The organism is Rhodococcus rhodochrous (assembly GCF_014854695.1).
Taxonomy (GTDB): Bacteria; Actinomycetota; Actinomycetes; order Mycobacteriales; family Mycobacteriaceae; genus Rhodococcus.
The window spans coordinates 4,326,085-4,346,114 of sequence record NZ_CP027557.1 but is presented as its reverse complement, the minus strand read 5'-3'; the positions used below and the strand labels follow the sequence as shown (position 1 = coordinate 4,346,114).

Annotated in this window: 17 protein-coding genes and 1 riboswitch; of the genes, 7 read left to right on the top strand and 10 right to left on the bottom strand. The window is 69.5% G+C overall.

Translation table 11 applies throughout. The features are described from left to right. Nucleotides 1-2 precede the first annotated feature (2 nt). Nucleotides 3-1,481, top strand: coding sequence for a cobyric acid synthase (locus C6Y44_RS20060; RefSeq protein ID WP_159417635.1), 1,479 nt, complete (start codon nucleotides 3-5; stop codon nucleotides 1,479-1,481). Beyond that, nucleotides 1,478-2,308, top strand: a complete 831-nt coding sequence (locus tag C6Y44_RS20055; protein WP_159417636.1) for a cobalt-precorrin-6A reductase — start codon at nucleotides 1,478-1,480, stop codon at nucleotides 2,306-2,308. Before C6Y44_RS20060 ends, C6Y44_RS20055 begins: the two co-directional genes overlap by 4 nt. On the opposite strand, the gene C6Y44_RS20050 is transcribed toward C6Y44_RS20055, so the two are convergent. Further along, the gene (locus C6Y44_RS20050) at nucleotides 2,211-2,759 is read right to left on the bottom strand and encodes a hypothetical protein (protein WP_159417637.1); all 549 of its coding nucleotides are present in this window, start codon (nucleotides 2,757-2,759) and stop codon (nucleotides 2,211-2,213) included. The two genes, C6Y44_RS20055 and C6Y44_RS20050, sit on opposite strands and share 98 nt — an antisense overlap. 121 nt (nucleotides 2,760-2,880) lie before the next feature. Then, entirely contained in the window at nucleotides 2,881-3,402 is a 522-nt protein-coding gene (locus C6Y44_RS20045; RefSeq protein ID WP_120283628.1) for an Rv2732c family membrane protein, read from the bottom strand. Between the two features lie 102 nt (nucleotides 3,403-3,504). On the opposite strand from C6Y44_RS20045, the gene C6Y44_RS20040 reads away from it, so the two are divergent. Then, entirely contained in the window at nucleotides 3,505-4,206 is a 702-nt protein-coding gene (locus C6Y44_RS20040; protein ID WP_159417638.1) for a haloacid dehalogenase type II, read from the top strand. A gap of 106 nt (nucleotides 4,207-4,312) precedes the next feature. Here C6Y44_RS20040 and C6Y44_RS20035 read toward each other — a convergent pair whose 3' ends face one another. The 5 genes from C6Y44_RS20035 to C6Y44_RS20015 all read right to left on the bottom strand — a co-directional run bounded on the left by C6Y44_RS20035 (nucleotide 4,313) and on the right by C6Y44_RS20015 (nucleotide 12,463). Beyond that, nucleotides 4,313-6,388 (bottom strand): helix-turn-helix transcriptional regulator, encoded by a 2,076-nt coding sequence (locus C6Y44_RS20035; RefSeq protein WP_159417639.1) that lies wholly within the window; start codon nucleotides 6,386-6,388, stop codon nucleotides 4,313-4,315. A 291-nt stretch (nucleotides 6,389-6,679) separates the two neighbouring features. Then, complete coding sequence (locus tag C6Y44_RS20030; protein ID WP_159417640.1) at nucleotides 6,680-7,600, bottom strand: cobalamin biosynthesis protein; 921 nt, start codon at nucleotides 7,598-7,600, stop codon at nucleotides 6,680-6,682. After that, nucleotides 7,597-9,972: a cobyrinate a,c-diamide synthase gene (locus tag C6Y44_RS20025; protein WP_120283626.1), complete on the bottom strand. Its 2,376-nt coding sequence runs from the start codon at nucleotides 9,970-9,972 to the stop codon at nucleotides 7,597-7,599. The genes C6Y44_RS20030 and C6Y44_RS20025 overlap by 4 nt, the downstream gene beginning before the upstream one ends. Beyond that, nucleotides 9,969-10,583 (bottom strand): cob(I)yrinic acid a,c-diamide adenosyltransferase, encoded by a 615-nt coding sequence (cobO, locus tag C6Y44_RS20020; RefSeq protein WP_159417641.1) that lies wholly within the window; start codon nucleotides 10,581-10,583, stop codon nucleotides 9,969-9,971. The genes C6Y44_RS20025 and cobO overlap by 4 nt, the downstream gene beginning before the upstream one ends. Next, complete coding sequence (locus C6Y44_RS20015; protein ID WP_026061002.1) at nucleotides 10,583-12,463, bottom strand: VWA domain-containing protein; 1,881 nt, start codon at nucleotides 12,461-12,463, stop codon at nucleotides 10,583-10,585. The genes cobO and C6Y44_RS20015 overlap by 1 nt, the downstream gene beginning before the upstream one ends. Nucleotides 12,464-12,498: 35 nt before the next feature. Further along, a riboswitch (cobalamin riboswitch) is annotated at nucleotides 12,499-12,694 on the bottom strand. A gap of 41 nt (nucleotides 12,695-12,735) precedes the next feature. On the opposite strand from C6Y44_RS20015, the gene C6Y44_RS20010 reads away from it, so the two are divergent. The 4 genes from C6Y44_RS20010 to C6Y44_RS19995 all read left to right on the top strand — a co-directional run bounded on the left by C6Y44_RS20010 (nucleotide 12,736) and on the right by C6Y44_RS19995 (nucleotide 16,851). Beyond that, complete coding sequence (locus C6Y44_RS20010) at nucleotides 12,736-13,956, top strand: bifunctional cobalt-precorrin-7 (C(5))-methyltransferase/cobalt-precorrin-6B (C(15))-methyltransferase (protein ID WP_026061003.1); 1,221 nt, start codon at nucleotides 12,736-12,738, stop codon at nucleotides 13,954-13,956. Next, a complete protein-coding gene (locus C6Y44_RS20005) occupies nucleotides 13,953-14,714 on the top strand; it encodes a cobalt-precorrin-4/precorrin-4 C(11)-methyltransferase (RefSeq protein ID WP_159417642.1) in 762 nt (253 codons plus the stop codon). The genes C6Y44_RS20010 and C6Y44_RS20005 overlap by 4 nt, the downstream gene beginning before the upstream one ends. Nucleotides 14,715-14,871: 157 nt before the next feature. Continuing rightward, complete coding sequence (locus C6Y44_RS20000) at nucleotides 14,872-16,302, top strand: MFS transporter (RefSeq protein ID WP_159417643.1); 1,431 nt, start codon at nucleotides 14,872-14,874, stop codon at nucleotides 16,300-16,302. Further along, complete coding sequence (locus C6Y44_RS19995) at nucleotides 16,303-16,851, top strand: TetR/AcrR family transcriptional regulator (RefSeq protein WP_159417644.1); 549 nt, start codon at nucleotides 16,303-16,305, stop codon at nucleotides 16,849-16,851. Here the strand turns inward: C6Y44_RS19995 and C6Y44_RS19990 are convergent. From C6Y44_RS19990 to C6Y44_RS19980, 3 genes are read right to left on the bottom strand one after another with little or no spacing between them, the layout of a single operon-like run. Then, on the bottom strand, nucleotides 16,806-18,377 hold the full coding sequence (locus C6Y44_RS19990; protein WP_159417645.1) for a precorrin-2 C(20)-methyltransferase: 1,572 nt from the start codon (nucleotides 18,375-18,377) through the stop codon (nucleotides 16,806-16,808). The two genes, C6Y44_RS19995 and C6Y44_RS19990, sit on opposite strands and share 46 nt — an antisense overlap. Continuing rightward, complete coding sequence (locus tag C6Y44_RS19985) at nucleotides 18,374-19,024, bottom strand: precorrin-8X methylmutase (protein ID WP_016691521.1); 651 nt, start codon at nucleotides 19,022-19,024, stop codon at nucleotides 18,374-18,376. Before C6Y44_RS19985 ends, C6Y44_RS19990 begins: the two co-directional genes overlap by 4 nt. Further along, nucleotides 19,021-20,010 (bottom strand): cobalamin biosynthesis protein CobG, encoded by a 990-nt coding sequence (locus C6Y44_RS19980; RefSeq protein WP_174246994.1) that lies wholly within the window; start codon nucleotides 20,008-20,010, stop codon nucleotides 19,021-19,023. The genes C6Y44_RS19985 and C6Y44_RS19980 overlap by 4 nt, the downstream gene beginning before the upstream one ends. Between the last annotated feature and the right edge of the window lie 20 nt (nucleotides 20,011-20,030).

Sequence of the window (20,030 nt, the reverse complement as noted above, 5' to 3'; positions counted from 1 at the left end):
ACATGGGTTCGGGTCTGCTCGTCGCCGGAACGACCTCGGATGCAGGGAAATCCGTGGTCGTCACCGGGATCTGCCGATCCTTGGCGCGGCGCGGCCTGAAGGTCGCGCCGTTCAAGGCGCAGAACATGTCGAACAACTCGATGGTGACGAGCGAGGGCGCGGAGATCGGGCGCGCCCAGTGGATCCAGGCGGTGGCCGCCCGTGCGATCCCCGAGGCCGCGATGAACCCGGTGCTGCTCAAACCCGGCAGCGACCGGCGCAGCCACGTCGTGGTTCTCGGGCGCCCCGCCGGATCGCTGGAGGCGGGTGAGTTCGCCGGTGGGCGACAGCATCTCGCCGACGCGGCGTTCGGCGCCTTCGACGACCTCCGTCGCCGGTTCGACGTGGTGGTGTGCGAAGGTGCCGGAAGCGCGGCCGAGATCAATCTGCGCGACCACGACTACGTGAACATGGGCCTGGCGCAACACGGTTCGATGCCGACCGTCGTCGTCGGCGACATCGACCGCGGTGGCGTGTTCGCCTCGATGTACGGGACGCTGGCCCTGCTCGACGCCGCGGATCAGCAGTTGATCCGCGGCTTCGTGATCAACAAGTTCCGCGGCGACGTCTCGCTCCTGAAACCCGGACTCGACTCGTTCGAACGGGTCACCGGCCGCCCGGTGCTCGGCGTGCTGCCGTGGCAACGCGAGCTGTGGCTCGACTCCGAGGATTCGCTCGCCCTCACCTCCCGCCCCGCGCACGACGGTGACGGCGCACTGAGCATCGCCGTCGTGATGCTGCCGCGGGTCAGCAACTTCACCGATGTCGACGCGTTGTGCCTCGAACCGGACGTGCGGGTCCGCTTCGTCGACGACCCGCGAGCGCTCGCCGGTGCCGACGTCGTGATCGTGCCCGGAACACGCGCCACACTCGCGGATCTCGCGTGGCTGCGCTCGCGAGGACTCGACACCGCGATCGTCGACCACGCCCGCCGGGATGGACCGGTCCTCGGTATCTGCGGCGGATTCCAGATGCTCGGCACGCACATCGACGACCCGCACGGTGTCGAAGGTGTGCCCGGTGCGAGCGCGACGGGTCTCGGATTACTCCCCGTCCGAACCGAATTCGCACACGAGAAGGTTCTCCGATTACCGAGGGGCACGGCGTTGGAGGCGGCCGCCTCCGGCTACGAGATCCACCACGGACGCGTCACCGTCGACGGTGGCACCGACTTCCTCGGTGGCACCCGTGTGGGCTCGATGTTCGGCACCATGTGGCACGGCGCCCTCGAAGGGGACGCGGTGCGCCGGGCATGGTTGCGCGAGGTCGCTGCGGCAGTGGGCCGCGAGATCCGCACCGGGGAAGTGAGTTTCCCGGCAGCACGCGAGGCCCGCATCGAGGCGCTCGCGGACCTCGTCGACGAACATCTCGACATGGACGCTCTGCTCGCCATGCTCTCCGACGAGCGAACCCTGCCCGTGCTGAGGGGAACCCTTCGGTGACGGTCCTCATCCTCGGTGGGACAGGGGAAGCCCGTTCCCTCGCCGTGACATTGGACGGCACGGACATCGCGTTCGAATCCTCCCTGGCAGGCCGGGTCCGCAATCCCCGCCTGCCCGTCGGTCCGGTGCGCATCGGAGGGTTCGGTGGCGCGGACGGTCTCGCCCGGTACCTGACCGAGCGCGGTATCCGAGCCGTCGTCGACGCCACCCATCCGTTCGCCGCGGGCATCAGCGCGAACGCCGCGACGGCATGCACCGCCGCGCACGTTCCGCTGGTGCGCCTGCAACGACCCGGTTGGCACGACGAGCACGGCCTGTGGACGTGGGTCGACGACCACGACGGTGCCGCGCACGTCGCCGCGACCAGCCGGAGGATCTTCCTCAGCACCGGACGGCAGACCCTCGACCGCTTCGTCGGGCCGCTCGCCGCGCACGACGTGCTCGTCCGCGTCGTCGACCCGCTGACGACCGAGTTGCCACCGGGCTGGTCGGTGCTGCTCGGACGCGGCCCCTACACAGCGACTGACGAACGGAAACTGCTGCTCGACAACGGGATCGACACCCTCGTGACGAAGGATTCGGGTGGCTCGCTCACCCGCGGCAAACTCGACGCCGCCGACGAACTGGGCGTGCGCGTGATCGTCGTGCGCCGCCCGCCCGCACCCCGCGGTGTCGCCACGGTGGAGACCGTGGCGGCAGCGCGGGAATGGATCCTCCGGAGCGCGGAGGTCAGACCTGCGGACCTTCGGAACGCAGATCGTCGACCTTCTTCATCGCCTCGCGCAGTTCCCGGAGCCACTGCTCCGAGTGCTGCCCCACGAGCCTGACGGTCCATTTCAGCGCATCCGAACGGGACCGCGCGACACCCGCGTCGACGAGGGTGTCGAGCACCTTCCGTTCGGGTTGACGCAGTCGCGTCATGACCGGGACGGCGAGGTGGGTGAACAGGTCGGTCCGGTCGCCGACCTTCACGCCCCAGGCCACCTTGCGGCCGTAGCGGGCCTCGGCCTCGTCGGCGATGCGCATCCGGTCGGCGCGCGTGGTCTCGCGGAATCGAGCGATGCGTCCGTCGATCTCGGTGTCGCTCGTGCCGTCGGGCACCCCGAGGGGTCCGACGACGAAGATTTCCTCTCTGTCGATCTCGATGTCGGGCGGTCCGGTGAACCAATCGTCGGGGAGCCTGCCGGCGAACCACTCGGCGGCATCGCTCGCGTCGGGGACGTCGGCCTGTTGCCAGCCGCCCGGTCGTCCGAATCCGTGGATGTGTGAATGTCGCATGATGTCCTCCTCGGGACGCGACCTGGTGCGTGTCGCACCGATCAACCTGTGCGTGTTGCACTGATTACAGTGTTGCACTGCACGCGTGACGCGCGCCACTGTCGATCGGTGAACGGTGCGGTCAGCGACCGTCCCGGGGAGTCAGAACTCCGGAGGTGACCGGCGGAGCGCTGCGCAGGGGAGCGGTGGAGAGCACGACCGGCAGCCACACCGCGGTGGATGCCATCACCGCGCCCCAGCACAGATACAGGCCGACGTGCGGTGCGTGAGAGGTGTGGGCGACCATTCCGGCCTGCGACCAGACCGCGAACAATCCCACCATCGACGCCGCGCCCGAACCGAGCATTGCGATCGTCGCGGCACCCCACCTCCGTCGGAGCAATGCGACGAGCGGTACGAGTATGCCGAACACCACCACGAAGACATCGAAGACGCGGAGGGGGAGCGTGGCGGCCTCGGAATCCCAGCGCACAAGGGCCGTCAGGGACGTCACGGAGGTGGCCTGGGGAAGCAGCAGGCCCACGACCAGCAGCGCGACGCACCCCGCCAGGATCCGGACCCGCGAGCGGCCGACGACCACCTCACCGGCGACGCGGTGTTCGATGCGATCGAGATCGTGACGGAATTCCGCCAGGTCGTCCATGGTGCACCCCCGGAGCGCGGCGACGCTTCGGTCCCAGTATGCGACGCGGGCCACATCGGTGGGCGGGTTCTGCAACTCCGTTTCGGGACGGCACGATCGGGCATGCTCCTGGGCGTGAGCCGATACGACGCGTACATCTTCGACGTGCAGGGCACGCTGATGGACTTCTACACCCCGGTCACCCGGGCGGTGGCTGATGCGCTCGGCTCCGATGCCGATCCGGCGACCGTGGGTGACCTGGTGCGGGCCTGGAGGAGCGACTACTACGAACGCATCCTCCGTCTCGACCAGTCGGTGGAGAAGTGGTATCGCGTGCAGGACTCCTACGTCGACGGACTCGGCGACGTGTGCGGGCAGTTCGGGATCGACCTTCCCGAGGACGTGCGCGTCGAGACGGCGCGGGCCTGGCAGCGCCTCGAGGCGTGGCCGGACGTGCGGCCCGGGCTGAAGGAACTCCGTTCGCAGGCAGTGGTGGCGACACTGTCCAACACGGACATGGCCACGATGATCACGCTCTTCCGCGACCAGCAGCTCGAGGCCGACGCCATCCTCACGGCCGAACTGTTCGGCGCCTTCAAACCCGAACGTTTCCTGTACGAGCGCACCTGCCGGTATCTGGGGGTCGATCCCTCCCGGGCCGCGATGGTCGCGTCGCATCCCTACGATCTGCGGGCCGCCCGCGAGGTCGGACTGAACACGGTCTTCGTGTACCGGCCGCTCGAGAACGGCCGGGTCGAGGACGCGGTCGACGACACCGAGGGGGAGTTCGACCATCGCATCGAGGACCTGCGGGACATTCCGTGACAGGTTGTCGACCGTGGACACCGACGTGCTGTCGGAGCTGGTACGTATCGGCTACCACCACATGACCACGGTCGAACACACACTCTGAGACGGCCGGACCCGAGCGTCAGTCGAGCATGAGGTGCCGGGCGGCGATCACCGCGTCCTTCCCGGAGTTCACACCGAGCTTCCGGTACAGCGACCGCAATTGCGTCTTCACCGTGTTCACGCTGACGAATTCGGCCTTCGCGATGGTGCGTGCCGAGCGACCCGCGATCAACCCGTCGAGGACCGCACGTTCGCGCGGCGTCAGTCGCACCACCGGTTTCGACTTCGGATAGGTGGCCGTGTCGAGCGCCGTCGGCTCCGAGGCGGTCGGCAGGGCGACTCCCAGCGAGCCGAGATGACGCGCCATCAACGGCGAGACCATGGTGAACGGTCGCAACAGTCCGGTCTGCTGCGACAGCGCGATCGCCCGGTCGAGGTGAGGACGGGCCTCGCTGTCACGTCCGAGCGCGCACGCGGCAGCGGCACCGAGCACGGCCAGTTCCATCGCCTGGCGGGGCGTGCAGATCGGATCGGTCCCGTAGTGGTGCACGAGCGCTTCGCTGCCGGCCGGATCGCCCGTCAGCAGACGCATGCGGGCATGGACGGGCGCGGTGAACAGGTGGGTGGAATCGGCGACGAGATTCCGCGCCCGGTCGAAATCGCCCAGCGCGAGTTCGAGATCGGCGCGTATCGCGTTGACGAGCACCGCGTTGTACCCCGCGTGGAGCTCCGGGTGCTTCCGGATCTCTGCCTTGATGCGCCGCAGCCCGTCCATCGGAGTGTGGGTGAGCAGCGCGAGGGAGCCCTGTGCGTAGAGGGCGAGGGCCCAGAACTCGTTCGGGGCCGTGGACGCCTCGATGTCGACGAGGATGTCGAGCGCCACGTCGGTTTCGAGTCGGTCGATCGCGAGCAGTGCCGCCGCGATCTGCTCGGCTGTGTGCGCGAGTCGTGCGCTGTCGCGGTGGTGCCGGCGAGGCGTCCGATCGGTGGAGAGCGCCGCGCGTGCCTCCGGCCCTTCTCCGCGTAGGGCGTGCATGAGCCCGAGTACGGCGGCGGCGTCTTCGCCGACGGGTGTCCCGGCCCCGGCGGAACGGGCGCGGCGCAGCATGCCCATCGCTTCGTGCGGACGCACCGCGAAGAAATAGGTCAGCCCGGCCTGGAAACAGAAGGTGGCGTCGGAGACGACCGTCGTTTCGGGTGCCGTCGACGAGGACGCCGCTCTCGACGCGAGCTCGTCGCAGATCGACGCCGCCTCGGCGAACCGTCCCTCCCTCCGTAGGGCGACGACCTGCCCGAGCTTCGCAGCGCCGTCCGATCCGCGATCGGGGCTCCCTGGTACCACGAGGTAGGTCCTCGTCGGTTCTGCCGGCAGGTCGTTCACGGCCCGTCGCAACAACGACCGACGGACGGCGTCCGGGTACACCCGGGCCGAGTTCCCGGGCACGGGTTCGACCAGGCCGAGGGATTCGAGGGTGGTGAGAAAGGTCGGGGCGTCCACGCCCGACTCTGCGAGGGACGCGCAGGTCAGCGAGTCGGTCATCGCCGACATCAGAACCGGTCGGAGCAGGTGTGCGAGGAGTGGTTCGTTCTTGATCGTCCGCGCTGTCACCGAGTCGGTCACCGCGTCCACGAGGCGCTCGAGCTCGGTCGCTCCGGGGAGCGGTGCGGAGCACAGGGCTGCGGGGAGACGGCCGATCACGGCCGGTAGCCCTCCGGTGCGGTGAACGATCCGCTCCACGACCCACCGCTCCTGCGGAACACCGGCATCACGCAGGTACGCGGCTGTTTCATCGACGGTGAAGGCGAGGTCGGCGGAGGTGAGGATCCTCGTGTCGGAGGGCATGTCCGCACCGGCGGAACTCGTGGTGCGCGTCGCGACGACGATGCGCAGGGTCGGTTCGTCGGCGAGCAGGGTGCCGATGCCCTCGGCGACGTCCTCGTCGAGTCGCGTGCCGTCGAGGACGAGGGTGACGGGTGTGTCCGCGGTCGACAGGGCGGTGCGGAGGGCGTCGAATCCCCGGCTCGTGCGCGAGGCTTCGGTGTCGATGCAACGGCGTACGGAATCGAATATCCGCGCCCAATAACGGTCGGCGGCAGAATCCGCCGTGGACGGACCGACGTACGCAATGACGCGACGAGGTTCGGGATCGGTCATGAGCCATGTCCGCAGAAGTGTCGTCTTCCCCGAGAATCGGTGGCCGCGGAGGATCACCAGACGTGGGGCATCGGACAATTCCGAGAACAGGCGACCGCGACAGTAAGGAAAAATCTCGACACCTCCACGTCGGCTTCCCCCTGCTCAACGGTTCCGTACTTCTTTTTCCGATGTACGAATCGCACGAACAGTAACCGGAGTTACGTATTCGGACAGAATGAACACGGATTCACCCCGAAATTTCACCTTCGGAACGGAATTGTCCGTCGAGGTGGCGAAATGCCGAGCAGATTATCGACGACGTGCGACCGCGACGGCGACAGCCGTCGCCACGGCTCCGAGTCCGACCTTCGAGGCGAGTCGCGCGGTCCGGCCGATATCTTCCGGGACCGGCGTGGGTCCGTCGCCGAGCGTGCCGCGATCCTCGACCACCCCGTGATAGACGTTCGTGCCGCCGAGCCGGATCCCGAGAGCACCGGCGAACGCCGCCTCGACCGGACCGGCATTCGGGCTCGGATGCTTACGCGCGTCCCGGTGCCACGCCCGGACCGCGCCCCGGCCGTCGTCACCGAGTGCGACAGCCAACAGGGCGGTGAGGCGAGCGGGGACGAGATTGAGCAGGTCGTCGAACCGGGCCGAGGCCCAGCCGAACCGTTCGAGTCGCGGCGTGCGGTGACCTACGCGCGCGTCGAGGGTGTTCGCGGCCCGGTAGCCGAGCAGACCGGCCGGACCGAGGACCGCACCCCACCACAGCGGGGCGACGACGGCGTCGGAGGTGTTCTCGGCGACCGATTCGATGGTGGCGCGCGCGATCCCGTTCTCGTCGAGCTGCGACGGGTCGCGGCCCACCAGGTGGGTCACCTGTTGCCGCGCCGCGGCGAGATCGCCGTCGCGGAGCTGGGCGTCGATCGTCCGGGCCTCGAATCCGAGGGAACGACCACCGAGCACGGTCCAGGTGGCCAGCGCCGTGACGGTCACCGACAGCACCGGACGATCGCGGGTCGCGCGGTCGGCGACGTATCCCAACGCGCCGGCGGAGCCGACCAGTAGTGAGGTGAACACCACCCCGGCGACGCGGTGGTCGGCGTACAGCCGGCCCTCGGCGGCGCGCGCCAACTTCCCGAAGCCGCTCACGGGATGCCACCGCTGTGGGTCGCCGAAGAATTGGTCGGCGGCGTAGCCGAGCACCAGTCCGAGTGCCCTCTGCTTCACAGGATCGTTCTCCACGTCTCGACGAGCGCCGCCGTGGTCGCCGCGTCGCGCACCGCGATCCGCACCCAGTCGTCACCGAGACCGGGAAAGGTGTCGCCGCGACGCAGTGCGAAACCCTTCTCCCGCAATCGATCCCGAGTTCCTTCGGGAACGGACGCCAGCACGAACGGGGCCGTCGAGGGGGAGACCAGGCGGATCCCGAGGTCGGTGAGGGCGTCGACGAGAACCTCCCTGTCAGCGGCGATCTCCCGCGCGATCACGTCGGTCTCGCGTACTGCATCGTCGGATGCGCACGCGATCATCGCGGCCGCTGCGGGAGTGGACACCGACCAGGGCGGCTGCTGCGCGGCGAGATCCACGAGCACCGCGGCGTCGCCGACCACGTATCCCGCGCGCAGGCCCGGGATCGCCCACGTCTTGGTGAGCGACCGCAGCACCACGAGTCCCGGAACGAACTCTCCCGTCAACGATTCGGTTTCGCCGGGAACGGCGTCCATGAACGCCTCGTCGACCACGACCACCCGCCCCGGTCGGGTCAGTGCCAGAAGCGTGTCCGCCGAGTGCAGGACCGAGGTGGGATTGGTCGGATTGCCGACGATCACCAGGTCGGCATCCTCCGGGACCGCACCCGGATCGAGGACGAACCCGTCGTCGCGGCGCAACACGACTCGCGTGACGCGATGCCCGGCGGCCAGCAGTGCCGCCTCCGGTTCGGTGAACTGCGGGTGCACCACCACCGGCTTCCGCCATGCCCGCGCCCGGGCGATCAACGTGAACGCCTCGGCACCCCCCGCCGTCGGAAGGACCTCGTCGTTGCTGCGGCCGTGACGATCGGCGAGGGCGGCGCGTGCATCGCTCGGGTCGGGATACCGGGCGAGAGCGTCCAGCGAGGCACGCAGGGCGTCGTCGAGCCATACCGGTCGCGGTCGGCGCGAGACGTTGACGGCGAGGTCGACCAGCCCCTCGGTCGCGTCGCGGTCGCCGTGATGGTGCAGGTCGGGTTCGTGTGTTCGACGACGTGCCGGTGCCGAGGTGGGTTCGGGTGCGGGCTCCGCCGCCCGTGCGGCGTCCGTGAAACGTCGTGCGAGATCGGGATGTCCGGCCCAGTGCGTGTGCAGGTACGACGCGTGCACCGTGGCGGTCGCGACGCCGTCCGGCCGGCCGTCGAGCAGCCACGCGGGAGACGAGCCGGGATCGATCGCGGTGCGGTGGAATTCGTGGCCGGTGACGCGGGTGCCGGCGGGGGCGAGCAGGGTGTCCTGCGGTGCGATCGCGGTGCGGTAGCCGAGGGTCAGGCGCGGCGTCATCCGTGCCGAGGTGTCGAGGGCGCCGACCATCTCGTGCCCGTCGACCTCCCGCCCCAGATAGAGCAGACCGGCGCACTCGGCGACGGTCGGAACCCCCGCCGCGATCGCGGCGCGCAGGTGCGTGCGCAGGGGGAGGTTCGCGGCGAGGTCGGTGGCGTGCACCTCGGGGAACCCGCCGCCGAGATAGATCCCCGCGGTGCCGGCAGGCAGCCGTTCGTCGCGCAGGGGATCGAACGACACCGGTCGGCATCCGTGTGCGCGCAGGAGTTCCTCGGTCTCGGTGTAGCGGAAGGTGAAGGCACGACCTCCGGCGACAGCGATCACCGGTCCGTCCGCGGTGGATGTGCCCGGTGACCACGGCGTTGCCGACAGGTCGGGTGCTGCCGAGGCGATACCGAGGATCTCGGTGAGGTCGATGCGCTCGGCGATCCGCGCGGCGAGCCGATCCACCTGTGCGGTCGCCTCGTCGCGTTCCTCGGCGGGCACCAGGCCGAGATGGCGCGACGGAACGGTGATGCCGTCGTCGCGACCGAGCACGCCGATCACCGGGATGCCGGTCGGTTCGAGTGCGCGGATCACCTCGTCCGAATGTCGCTGCGATCCGGCCTTGTTCAGGATCACGCCGGCGATCCGCGTGCCGCGGTCGTAGGACGCCATGCCGTGCACGATCGCCGCGATCGACCGGGAGGCGTGCGAGACGTCGACGACGAGGATCACCGGTGCGGACAGCAGGGCCGCGGTGTGGGCGGTGGACGCGTATCCGTCGGTGCCGATCATCCCGTCGTACAACCCCATGACACCTTCGATCACGGCGATGTCCGCGCCGGCGGCGCCGTGCAGGAAGAGGGGAGCGACGAGGTCCTCGCCGACGAGATGCGGGTCGAGGTTGCGGCCGGGTCGGCCGGTGGCGAGGGAGTGGTAGCCGGGATCGATGTAGTCGGGACCGATCTTGTGGCCCGACACGACATGGCCGGCGCGGCGCAGCGCCGCCATGAGACCCGTGGCGACGGTGGTCTTCCCGTGCCCGGATGCCGGTGCGGCGACGACTACACGTGGAACTCTCACCACTCGATCCCTCGCTGGCCCTTCTGACCCGCATCCATCGGATGCTTGACCTTCGTCATCTCCGTCACCAGGTCGGCGACCTCGACGAGCTTCGGGTGCGCCCGCCGCCCCGTGATCATGACGTGCTGGCGTCCCGGCCGAGAGGTCAGCGTATCGACGACCTCGTCGATGTCGACCCACCCCCAGGCGATCGGATAGGTGAACTCGTCCAGCACGTACAGGCCGTGCTGCTCCGCGGCGAGGCGTCGCTGGATCTCGCGCCATCCGGCGCGGGCGTCGGCGGCGTGGTCCTCCTCGGTGCCCTCCTTGCGCGACCACGACCAGCCGGATCCCATCTTGTGCCACTCGATCGGCCCGCCGGTGCCGCGCTCGTCGTGCAGGTCGGCGAGGGTCTCGAAGGCGGTCTGCTCGCCGAGGCGCCACTTGGCGGACTTGACGAACTGGAAGACGGCGACCGACCAGCCCTGGTTCCAGCCCCGCAGCGCGAGACCGAATGCGGCCGTGGACTTCCCTTTTCCGTCACCGGTGTTGACCATCAGCAGCGGCCGGTTGCGGCGCTGGCGGGTCGTGAGACCGTCGTCGGGTACGACGGTGGGCTGTCCCTTCGGCATCAGGCGGCCCTCTCCCGAACGATTCCCGCGAGGGCGTCGGCATCGACCTCACCGACGGGCACGTATTCGGCGCCGAGGCGTTCGGCGAGACGGGCCGCGAGACCCATCCGGAACCGTCCCGTCTCGGAATCCACCACCACCGAGGAGATTCCCTGTGCAGCAATGACGTCTGCGGCGTCGAGCGAACGCTGCACAGCGTCCCGCCCGGCGGTGGCACGACCGTCGGTGACCACGACGAGCAGGGCACGCCGACGTGGATCCCGGAGCGAATGGCGTCGAACGGTTTCGGCCGCTTCGATCAGACCTTCGGCCAGCGGGGTCCGCCCACCGGCGGGGAGTTCTCGTAGTCGTGCGGCGGCCACGTCCACCGAATTCGTCGGCGGGAGTGCGAGGGTCGCGCCCGTGCCGCGGAAGGTCACGAGGCCGACGATGTCGCGACGGCGGTAGGCGTCGAGCAGCAGCGACAGGACGGCGGTCTTGACCTGCACCATCCGGTTGCGTGCGGCCATCGACCCGGAGGCGTCGACACAGAGCAGGACGAGATTGGTCTCGCGGCCTTCGATGATCTTGCGGCGCAGCTGCAGACCCTGATCGGTGAGGATGGTCGCGCGGATCGTGGCGGGAAGGTGAACCGGACCGGTGTCGCCGCGGCGACTGCCCACTGTGCGGCCGATCGTGGTGACCGCCCGCGACCGACGGCCGGCCGCCCCGCGCCCGACCCGATCGACGGAGAACACCCTGGCGCGAAACGGATCCGATGCCGACGCCAGGGTGGTGGACAACCTGTCGCCCGAGCCGGAGGACGTCTCCGCTGCCGAGTCGTCGGGTGCGCTTTCGCCGCCACCGGGATCGTCGTCGGGGCCGGGATCGGGGTCGTCTCCGCCGAGCAGGTCGTCGAGCAGGTCGTCGCTGCTGGTGGGGGCGTCGAACGGGTTGCGGCGCCGACGGTGCGGAAGCGCGAGCCGGGCTGCTGCCGCGATGTCCTCGCGTGTCACCTCGAGGCGGCCGTGCCAGGCGGCGTGTGCGATCGCTGTGCGGGCGGTGACCAGGTCGGCGCGCATGCCGTCCACGTCGAACGCCGCGCACACCTCGGCGATCGAGACCAGCGCATCGTCGCTCAGCACGACCTGCGGGACGAGTTCGCGTGCGGAGACGACGCGGCGCGACCACTCGGCATCCCGATCCGCCCACCGCGCGGTGAAACCGGCCGGATCGGCGTCGAAGGCCATCCGCCGCCGCACGATCTCGGCGCGCACGTGCGGGTCGCGGGGCGCGGCCACGTCCACCGCGAGACCGAAGCGGTCGAGCAGCTGCGGGCGAAGCTCGCCCTCCTCGGGATTCATCGTCCCGACCAGCACGAATCGGGAGGCGTGCTCGACGGAGACCCCGTCGCGTTCGACGGTCGAGCGACCCATCGCCGCGGCGTCGAGCAGTAGGTCGACCAGGTGGTCGTGCAGGAGGTTGACCTCGTCGACGTACAGCACGCCGCGGTGGGCCAATGCCAGGAGGCCGGGTTCGTATTCCGCCGTGCGGTCGGCCAGTGCCTTGCCGAGATGCAGCGAGCCGGTGACGCGATCCTCGGCCGCGCCGACAGGCAGTTCCACCAGCCGCACCGGACGGACATGCGCGCCCGCATCGGCAGGGTGAGGGCCGTCCGGACAGGACGTGTCGGGTGCGGCCGGATCACACGAGAACCGGCACTCGTCCACGACGGTGATCTGCGGCAACAGCGCGGCGTGGGCACGCACGGTCGTCGATTTCGCGGTGCCCTTCTCGCCGCGCACGAGCACACCGCCGATCGACGGCGACACCGCACACAGGGTCAGGGCCAGCGCGAGGTCGTCCGAACCGACCACCGCACCGAACGGATACACATGCACTTCGACCTCCACAGGCTCCCGCTGGGATGTTCTTCGCGGCAAGCTGTTCGAAGGCCGGTATTCGGACTTCCCGGTCGGACGCCGTGCGATCGCCTTCCCGGACCGGACGGTCCAGTGGCTGCGCGGGTGCGCATGATCGACGACTCCCGGGTCACCGCAGCGGGCCTGTGCCGGATTCTCACCGGCTTCCCGATTATCCCCGTGAGGGGCACCTTCGATTGCCTTGCCGCGGCCGAGTCTAGGCCATGGCGCGTGGGCTATGGTTCACCGCCATGGGACCGATGCGACAGACGACAGGCATCACCGTTGTCGGAATCGGGGCGGACGGATGGGCGGGCGTGCCGTCGGCCGTCCGGGAACGGATATTCGCAGCCGAGGTCCTGCTGGGCGGCCGGCGCCACCTCGATCTGGTGCCCGCCTGCGCAGCGGTGCGCGAAGAGTGGCCGTCGCCGCTCCTGTCCGGGCTCGACGACCTCCTCGACCGGCACGCCGGCAAGGACGTCGTCGCGCTGGCATCCGGTGATCCGCTGGTCTCCGGGATCGGTACCACCCTGATCCGGCGTCTCGGAGGCGACGCCGTGGAGGTGATCCCGGCGGTCTCGTCGGCGGCACTCGCCCGTGCGCGCATGGGCTGGTCCGCGGAGGAGTGCGAGACGGTCACCGTCGTGGGTCGCGAGATCGATGCTCTGCGCAGAGTTCTGACGCGCGGACGCAAACTCGTCGTCCTCGTCGACGGTGCACGTGTCGCGGATGTTGCGACGCTCCTGGTGGCCGCCGGTTTCGGGAACTCACGGGTCGCGGTGTTGTCGCATCTCGGTGCTGCGGACGAGTCCCGGATCGATGCGAAGGCGGCCCATCTGACCGATACGGGCGTCCGGTCTCTGAGTCTGATGTGCGTCGAGGTCGACGGACCCGCCGGGTTGTCGGTGCTGCCCGGTCTCGACGACTCCCTGTTCGAACACGACGGACAGCTCAGCAAGCGGACCGTGCGTGTCGCGGCGGTGTGCGCACTCGCGCCACGACCGGGGGAGTTGCTGTGGGACGTCGGTGCGGGAGCCGGGTCCGTCGGAATCGAATGGGCGCGAACCGATCCGCGCTGTCGTACTCTCGCGATCGAGAAGGACGAGAGGCGCGCCGGCGCAATCGAGCGCAATGCTGCCGCGTTGGGTGTGCCGTCGGCGGTGCGGGTCGTCCGTGGTGCCGCCCCCGCCGCGCTCGACGGACTCCCGGTGCCCGACGCGATCTTCGTCGGCGGGGGAGGAAGTCGTGAGGGTGTGCTCGACACGTGCTGGGACGCATTGCCTCCCGGCGGTCGGCTCGTCGCGCATGCAGTGACGCTGGAGACCGAGGCCGGCCTCGTGCTGTGGTGGAAGACGCACGGCGGTGAACTCACCCGTCTGTCCGTCGAACACGCAGATCCCATAGGAACATTCACCGGCTGGCGTGCGCAGCGACCGGTCGTGCAGTGGAGCGCAGTGAAAGGCGAACGATGACCGTCCATTTCGTCGGATCCGGACCCGGAGCGGCCGACCTGCTCACGCTGCGAGCGGTGAACCTGCTGCGCGAGGTCCCGGTCGTGCTGTACGCCGGTACCTATCTCGATGCCGAGACCCTCTCGCACTGCCGTGACGACGCCGAACTGGTCGACACACAACACCTGGACCTCGACGAGATCACCGCCCATCTCGTCGACGCGCACCGGCGCGGCCTCGACGCCGTGCGACTGTGCTCCGGCGACCCGTCGCTGTACTCGGCGCTCACCGAACAGACGCGACGACTCGACGCCGCAGGCGTGCCCTGGGACGTCACGCCCGGTGTGCCCGCCTACGCCGCGGCGGCCGCGGCACTCGGCACCGAACTGACCGTTCCCGAACTCGTGCAGACGGTCGTGCTGACCCGCACGCAGGCCCGGTCGACGGCGATGCCCGACACCGAGGCTCTGACGCGGGTCGCGGGGATCCGGGCGAGTCTCGTCCTGCACCTGGCGATCACCCGCATCCGTGTCCTGGCCGAAGAACTCACTGCCGAATACGGCGCCGATTGTCCCGTCGCGGTGGTCGCGTTCGCATCGCGGCCGAACCAGGTCGTGCTGCGCGGCACCCTCGCCGACATCGCCGACGGTGTGGAAGCCGCGGAGCTGAAGCACACCGCGGTCATCGTCGTCGGACACGCTCTCGGCGTGCGTGAGCGGCCGGATGTGGCCTGCTCGCATCTCTACGACCCCGCCCGCGAGCGCCCCGGTCTCGGATAACTCCATCTTCGCCCGCCGTACCGGGATTCGCCCCGGTTGCAGCAGGGGCGAACCCCGGTACGGCGCGCGAACCTGTTGACAACCCGGGGGTGAACGCCGTTCACTCGATGCGGGGTGAACGGTGTTCACCCCGCAGGGTGGCAACGGAGATGGGGACATGGGACGAACGACACCGGCGTCGGGCACGACGATCACGACGCTGCTGAGCCTGGCGGGTCTCGTCGCGGCTCTGCAGACCACGCTGGTCATTCCGCTGCTTCCGGACTTCCCCGAGATCCTCGACGTCTCCGCCGGCGCCGCGACGTGGCTGGTGACCATCACGCTGCTGACCGGAGCGGTGGCGACCCCTATCGTCTCGCGGTCGGCCGACATGTTCGGCAAGCGCCGAATGATGGTGCTGTCGCTGGCGATGATGGTCGTGGGGTCGCTGATCGCCGCGCTCGGCGGGAGCTACATCGCCGTCCTCGTCGGCCGTGCGCTGCAGGGCTTCTCCTCGGCGCTCATCCCGGTGGCCATGGCCGTGCTGCGCGACCTGCTGCCACGGGAGAAGGTCGCGGGCGCAGTGGCACTGACCAGCGCCACGATGGGCATCGGAGGCGCCCTGGGTCTACCGGCAGCGGGCATTCTCTACGACACCCTGGGGTGGGCCTCGGTCTTCTACGTCTCGGCGGCTGCCGGTGTGCTCCTGCTGGTCGGCATCCTCGTCACGGTTCCGGCGGGCGCCTCGGGCACCCGGGGCCGCTTCGACCTCGTCGGCGCGGTGCTGTTGTCGCTCGCACTCGTGGCGCTGCTGCTCGGGATCTCGAAGGGACCGGTCTGGGGATGGTCGAGTCCGCAGACCCTCGTGAGCCTCGGGGCGGCCGCCGTCGTCCTCGCGATCTGGGTCCCGTACGAACTGCGCGTTCCCGTCCCCATGGTGGATCTGCGCGTCTCGTCGCGTCGGCCTGTTCTGCTCACCAACATCGCCGGACTCTTCGTCGGCTTCGCGGCGTACGCGAACACCCTCTCCACGACGCAGCAACTGCAACTTCCGGAGATCACCGGCTTCGGATTCGGTCTCAGTGCGGCGACCGCGGGTCTGTGCATGGTTCCGGGTGGACTCACGATGCTCGTCGTCTCCCCGCTGTCGGCCCGCATGACCGCACGATTCGGCGGCCGCACCACTCTCCTGGCCGCGGGACTGCTCATGACCGTGGCCTACGGATTCCGCATGATCTTCGACGACACCGTCGCACTCATCGTCATCGGTAGCGTCCTCGTCAGCATCGGCAACGCGATGGCCTTCGCGACCATGCCGGCGCTGATCATGGCGGTCGTCCCGCTCACGGAGACCGCAGCGGCCAACGGCGTCAACAGCCTGCTCCGTACGATCGGATCGTCGGGCATGAGCGCGGTGGTCGCGGCACTGGTCGCCGGGCTCACCATGGAGGCGGCCGGGACGGTCTTCCCGGCCCACAGTGCCTTCGTGGCGATGTTCGGGATCGCCGGCGCCGCGACGTTCTCCGCTAGCCTGGCAGCCATGTTCCTTCCGAGGCACCGACCGTCGACGACGCGCGTCGCGGGCGCATCCGTGGAGGCGAAGGCCTAGGTGACCGAGCGAACCACCCGCGACGTCATCCTCGACGCCGCACGGCCGCTGTTCGCCGAGCGCGGCTTCAACGGCACCACGATCAGGGACGTCGCCGAAGCGGCCGGTGTCTCACCGGCTCTCGTGATGAAACTGACCGGCAGCAAGGCCGAACTCTTCCAGGCGGCCGCCCCGGACTCGCCCGGACTCGCCGAGGCCACCCGTCACGACGAGCCGGTCGGGTACCGGATGGTGCGTGCGGTCGTCGAACGACGGGATTCGGACGATTACGACTTCTGGGCGATGGCACCCTTCCTGATCCGTGAGGCAGCGGATCCTGCTGTGGTCCGCGCGCGGACGAACGAGCGGGTCGTCGCCCGGATCGCGGCACTGATCGGGGACGAATCCGCGGGGCTGGTGCGCTCGCAGATGGTCGTCACCCTCCTGCTGGGACTGGCGGGCAGCCTGAGGACGTTCGAGTTGCTGTCGCCCGACGAGATGCCCGGCGAGACCCTGATCGAGACCTACGGCCGGCTCGTCCAGTCGGTCGTCGACGATCCCGAACTCTGACCGTCCACCGATCGTTTCGTCCACACCGCACCGGTCGGTGTCACGGAGGTACCCGCAGCACCGACGATGAGCAGGCACTTCATGTCGATACCCGCCGGATCCAGCTTCTCGAGCGTCGTGACCTCGAGCGACTCACCGGACCGTCCCACATCGCGCCCGATCACGACGACGGTGTCGGCCGGACGATGCCTCAGCAGAACAGTTTTCGCATCCGCGACCTGCGTCGTCCGAGACCGCGACGCCGGGTTGTAGATGCCCAGGACGAGATCGGCCTCGGACACCGCGGCCAACCGCTTCTCGATCACGTCCCACGGCTTGAGGCGATCGGACAGGCTCATCACCGCGAAGTCGCCGCCGATCGGGGCGCCGGCACGCGCCGCGACGGCCTGCACCGCGGAGACGCCCGGCAGGACGCGGATCGGCACCGACGCGTAGGTGTCGTCCTGGGCGGCCTCGAACACCGCGGACGCCATCCCGAACACCCCGGCGTCGCCACCGGAGACCACCGCGACCTTCTCGCCCGACAGCGCGAGGTCGAGAGCGAATCGCGCGCGGTCGACCTCGACGGTGTTGCCACTCGAATGACGGTGCAGGCCGGGACGTACCGGGACGCGATCGACATACGGTCCGTATCCGACGACGTGATCGACCTTCGCGAGTGCGTCGGCGGCCTCGGCGGTCAGCCACTTCTCGTCCGCGGGACCCAACCCGACGACGAACAGTTCGTTCGCCTCCGGATGTGTCACCTCGGCCGCTACGGAGGGCCGTGATCGGTCGGCGACGGCGCGATTCCTCGGCGAGCGGTCACCGGCCGTGAGGATCACCGAGAAGTACGGCACCGCGTCGGCGTCGACCTCGGTGACCGGCAGGATGCGTTGCCGATCCATCGACGCGCGTTCGACATAGACGGCGTCGTCGAGGCGACCGGACTGGGCGAGAGCTTCCCGGACGGCGGGAAACGTCCTGCCCAGCTTCATGATCGCCGCGCCGTCGGTGTCGGCGAGCCGCCGTGCGAGTTCCGGGGCGGGCAACGTGCCGGGCAGGATGGTGAGGACATCGGTGCGGCGCACCATCGGTTCGGCGGCCGCAGCAGATGCGGCGGACACCGACGTCACCCCCGGCACCACTTCCGTCGGGTATCGCGGAGCGAGGCGGTCGTGCAGGTACATGTACGAGCCGTAGAACAGGGGGTCGCCTTCGCAGAGCACGACGACGGTGCGTCCCGCGTCGAGGTGGACGGCGAGCCGGGCGGCGGACTCGTCGTAGAAATCGGCGATCGCACCGTCGTAGCCGCCCGGGTGATCGGTGGTGCCCGTCGTCACCGGGTACACGAGCAGTTCCTCGATCACCCCGTCCGGGATCAGGTCGGCGGCGATCGACCGGGCGATGGAGCGGCCGTGCGTGCCGGAATAGTAGGCGAGCACGTCGGCCTCGGCGATCAGCCGCGCGGCCTTGCGTGTGATGAGTTCGGGATCACCGGGACCGAGGCCCACGCCGTAGAACCTGCCTGGCATCGTGTCGCTCATTCCTTCTCCTGGGCAAGTGCATTGATCGCGGACGACGCCATCGCCGACCCGCCGCGGCGCCCCCGCACCACCAGATGGGGGATCTGCAGCGGATGGTCGAGCAGCGCCTCCTTCGACTCCGCGGCGCCGATGAACCCGACGGGAACACCGACGATCGCGGCCGGTCGCGGGGCGCCGTCGTCGAGCATCTCGAGCAGATGGAACAGGGCCGTCGGGGCATTGCCTATCGCGACGACGGAGCCTTCGAGGCGGTCGGCCCACAACGACACCGCCGCTGCGGAACGGGTCGTGCCCCACCGCTCGGCGAGTTCGGGGACACGTGGGTCGGCGAGCAGGCACACCACGTCGTTGCCCGCGGGCAGGCGCGTACGGGTGACCCCGGAGGCCACCATGTTCGCGTCGGTGAGGATCGGAGCACCTGCGTTCAGAGCAGTGCGGGCGGACGGAACAAGATCGGAGTGGATCACGAGATCTCGTGCCAGATCGGTCTGCCCGCTTGCATGGATCATCCGGACCGCGACCTTCTCCGCACTCGCAGGAATCGCGGACAGCTCCGACTCGGCGCGGATCGTCGCGAACGACCGGACGTAGATCTCGGCGCCGTCGGTGACGTAGTCGTACCGACGCGGGGGAGGTCGAAGGGTCACGGGGTGCTCCTGGCGAAAACGAGGCGGTGAGGCGAGTGCGGTGCGCCGCAGGCGCGTTCGCATCCGGCGACGTGAATTCGGGAATCGGTGGTATCTCCGGCGACGATCCGGCGAGCCAGCGCTCGGGTGTCACCTCCGGCGAGGCTACACCCGGGCGCTCCCGTGCACGCGGTCACCCGCTGCCACGGTGAATCGGGGATCGTCTCGAAACCGGTCTCGCGCAGCGCGACGAGATTCGATCCGGACGGAAGTATCAGGCCGCGCCAGGGCGTGACGACCACACCGCTATCGGGCAATGCAGCGACCATGGTGGGGGTGAGAATCCCCAGCGGCACCATCACCGACACCGCGTCGCCGATCGTGCCGTACGGCATGGTGAAGACCGGTGGCCGCGGAGCGGAAACGGTACCGCCGAGTTCCGCTCCCGCACGCGGAAGTTGACGCACGTGCCACACCGACTCGCGAATCTCGACGAAGCGGCGGGCCCGGCGCAGGAGCGTCTCCGGGACCTGCGTGAGCCGTACCGTAGGGCCGGCGAGTCCACCCACGACGATCCGCGCGGTCCCGTCGTCGAGCGCGACGGCGGTGAGATCGCACCGCAGCGCCGCGATGTCGCCACGGCCGTCGTCGAGGCCGAACAGGAACCGGCCGGGCAGGTCGGCGAGGACCGGATCGGCGCACAGTCCGGCGTCGAGTTCGCGGACGAGAGGCCGGACGTCGGTGAGTCCACCGGCGAGTCCCGTCAGCGGCGAGGCGACGATGTTCCGCACCCGTTCGTGGCTCGCCGACGGCAGCAGTCCGGCCGCCGTGACGACTTCGGCCAGTCCGGCGGGGACGGCACCGCACTCGTCGAGTCCGATGCCTCTGAGCTGCAGGTTTCCCCGCGACGTGAGGTGCACGTCGCCATCGGCGTAGGCGATGGCCGCGTCCGACAGTGCTCGGAGCGCCCCGTCGGGTACCTGCCCTCCGGGCACGCGAAGCCGCACCAGCGCGCCGTCCGCCGCGA

Excerpts from the sequence above, each read along its gene's own strand:
- C6Y44_RS20050 (WP_159417637.1), bottom strand. The coding sequence starts at position 2,759 with ATGCGACATTCACACATCCACGGATTCGGACGACCGGGCGGCTGGCAA.
- C6Y44_RS20010 (WP_026061003.1), top strand. The coding sequence starts at position 12,736 with ATGGGACCGATGCGACAGACGACAGGCATCACCGTTGTCGGAATCGGG.
- cobO (WP_159417641.1), bottom strand. The coding sequence starts at position 10,583 with ATGCCGAAGGGACAGCCCACCGTCGTACCCGACGACGGTCTCACGACC.
- C6Y44_RS20060 (WP_159417635.1), top strand. The coding sequence starts at position 3 with ATGGGTTCGGGTCTGCTCGTCGCCGGAACGACCTCGGATGCAGGGAAA.
- C6Y44_RS20040 (WP_159417638.1), top strand. The coding sequence starts at position 3,505 with ATGCTCCTGGGCGTGAGCCGATACGACGCGTACATCTTCGACGTGCAG.
- C6Y44_RS20045 (WP_120283628.1), bottom strand. The coding sequence starts at position 3,402 with ATGGACGACCTGGCGGAATTCCGTCACGATCTCGATCGCATCGAACAC.
- C6Y44_RS20035 (WP_159417639.1), bottom strand. The coding sequence starts at position 6,388 with ATGACCGATCCCGAACCTCGTCGCGTCATTGCGTACGTCGGTCCGTCC.
- C6Y44_RS19990 (WP_159417645.1), bottom strand. The coding sequence starts at position 18,377 with ATGAGCGACACGATGCCAGGCAGGTTCTACGGCGTGGGCCTCGGTCCC.
- C6Y44_RS20000 (WP_159417643.1), top strand. The coding sequence starts at position 14,872 with ATGGGACGAACGACACCGGCGTCGGGCACGACGATCACGACGCTGCTG.
- C6Y44_RS20005 (WP_159417642.1), top strand. The coding sequence starts at position 13,953 with ATGACCGTCCATTTCGTCGGATCCGGACCCGGAGCGGCCGACCTGCTC.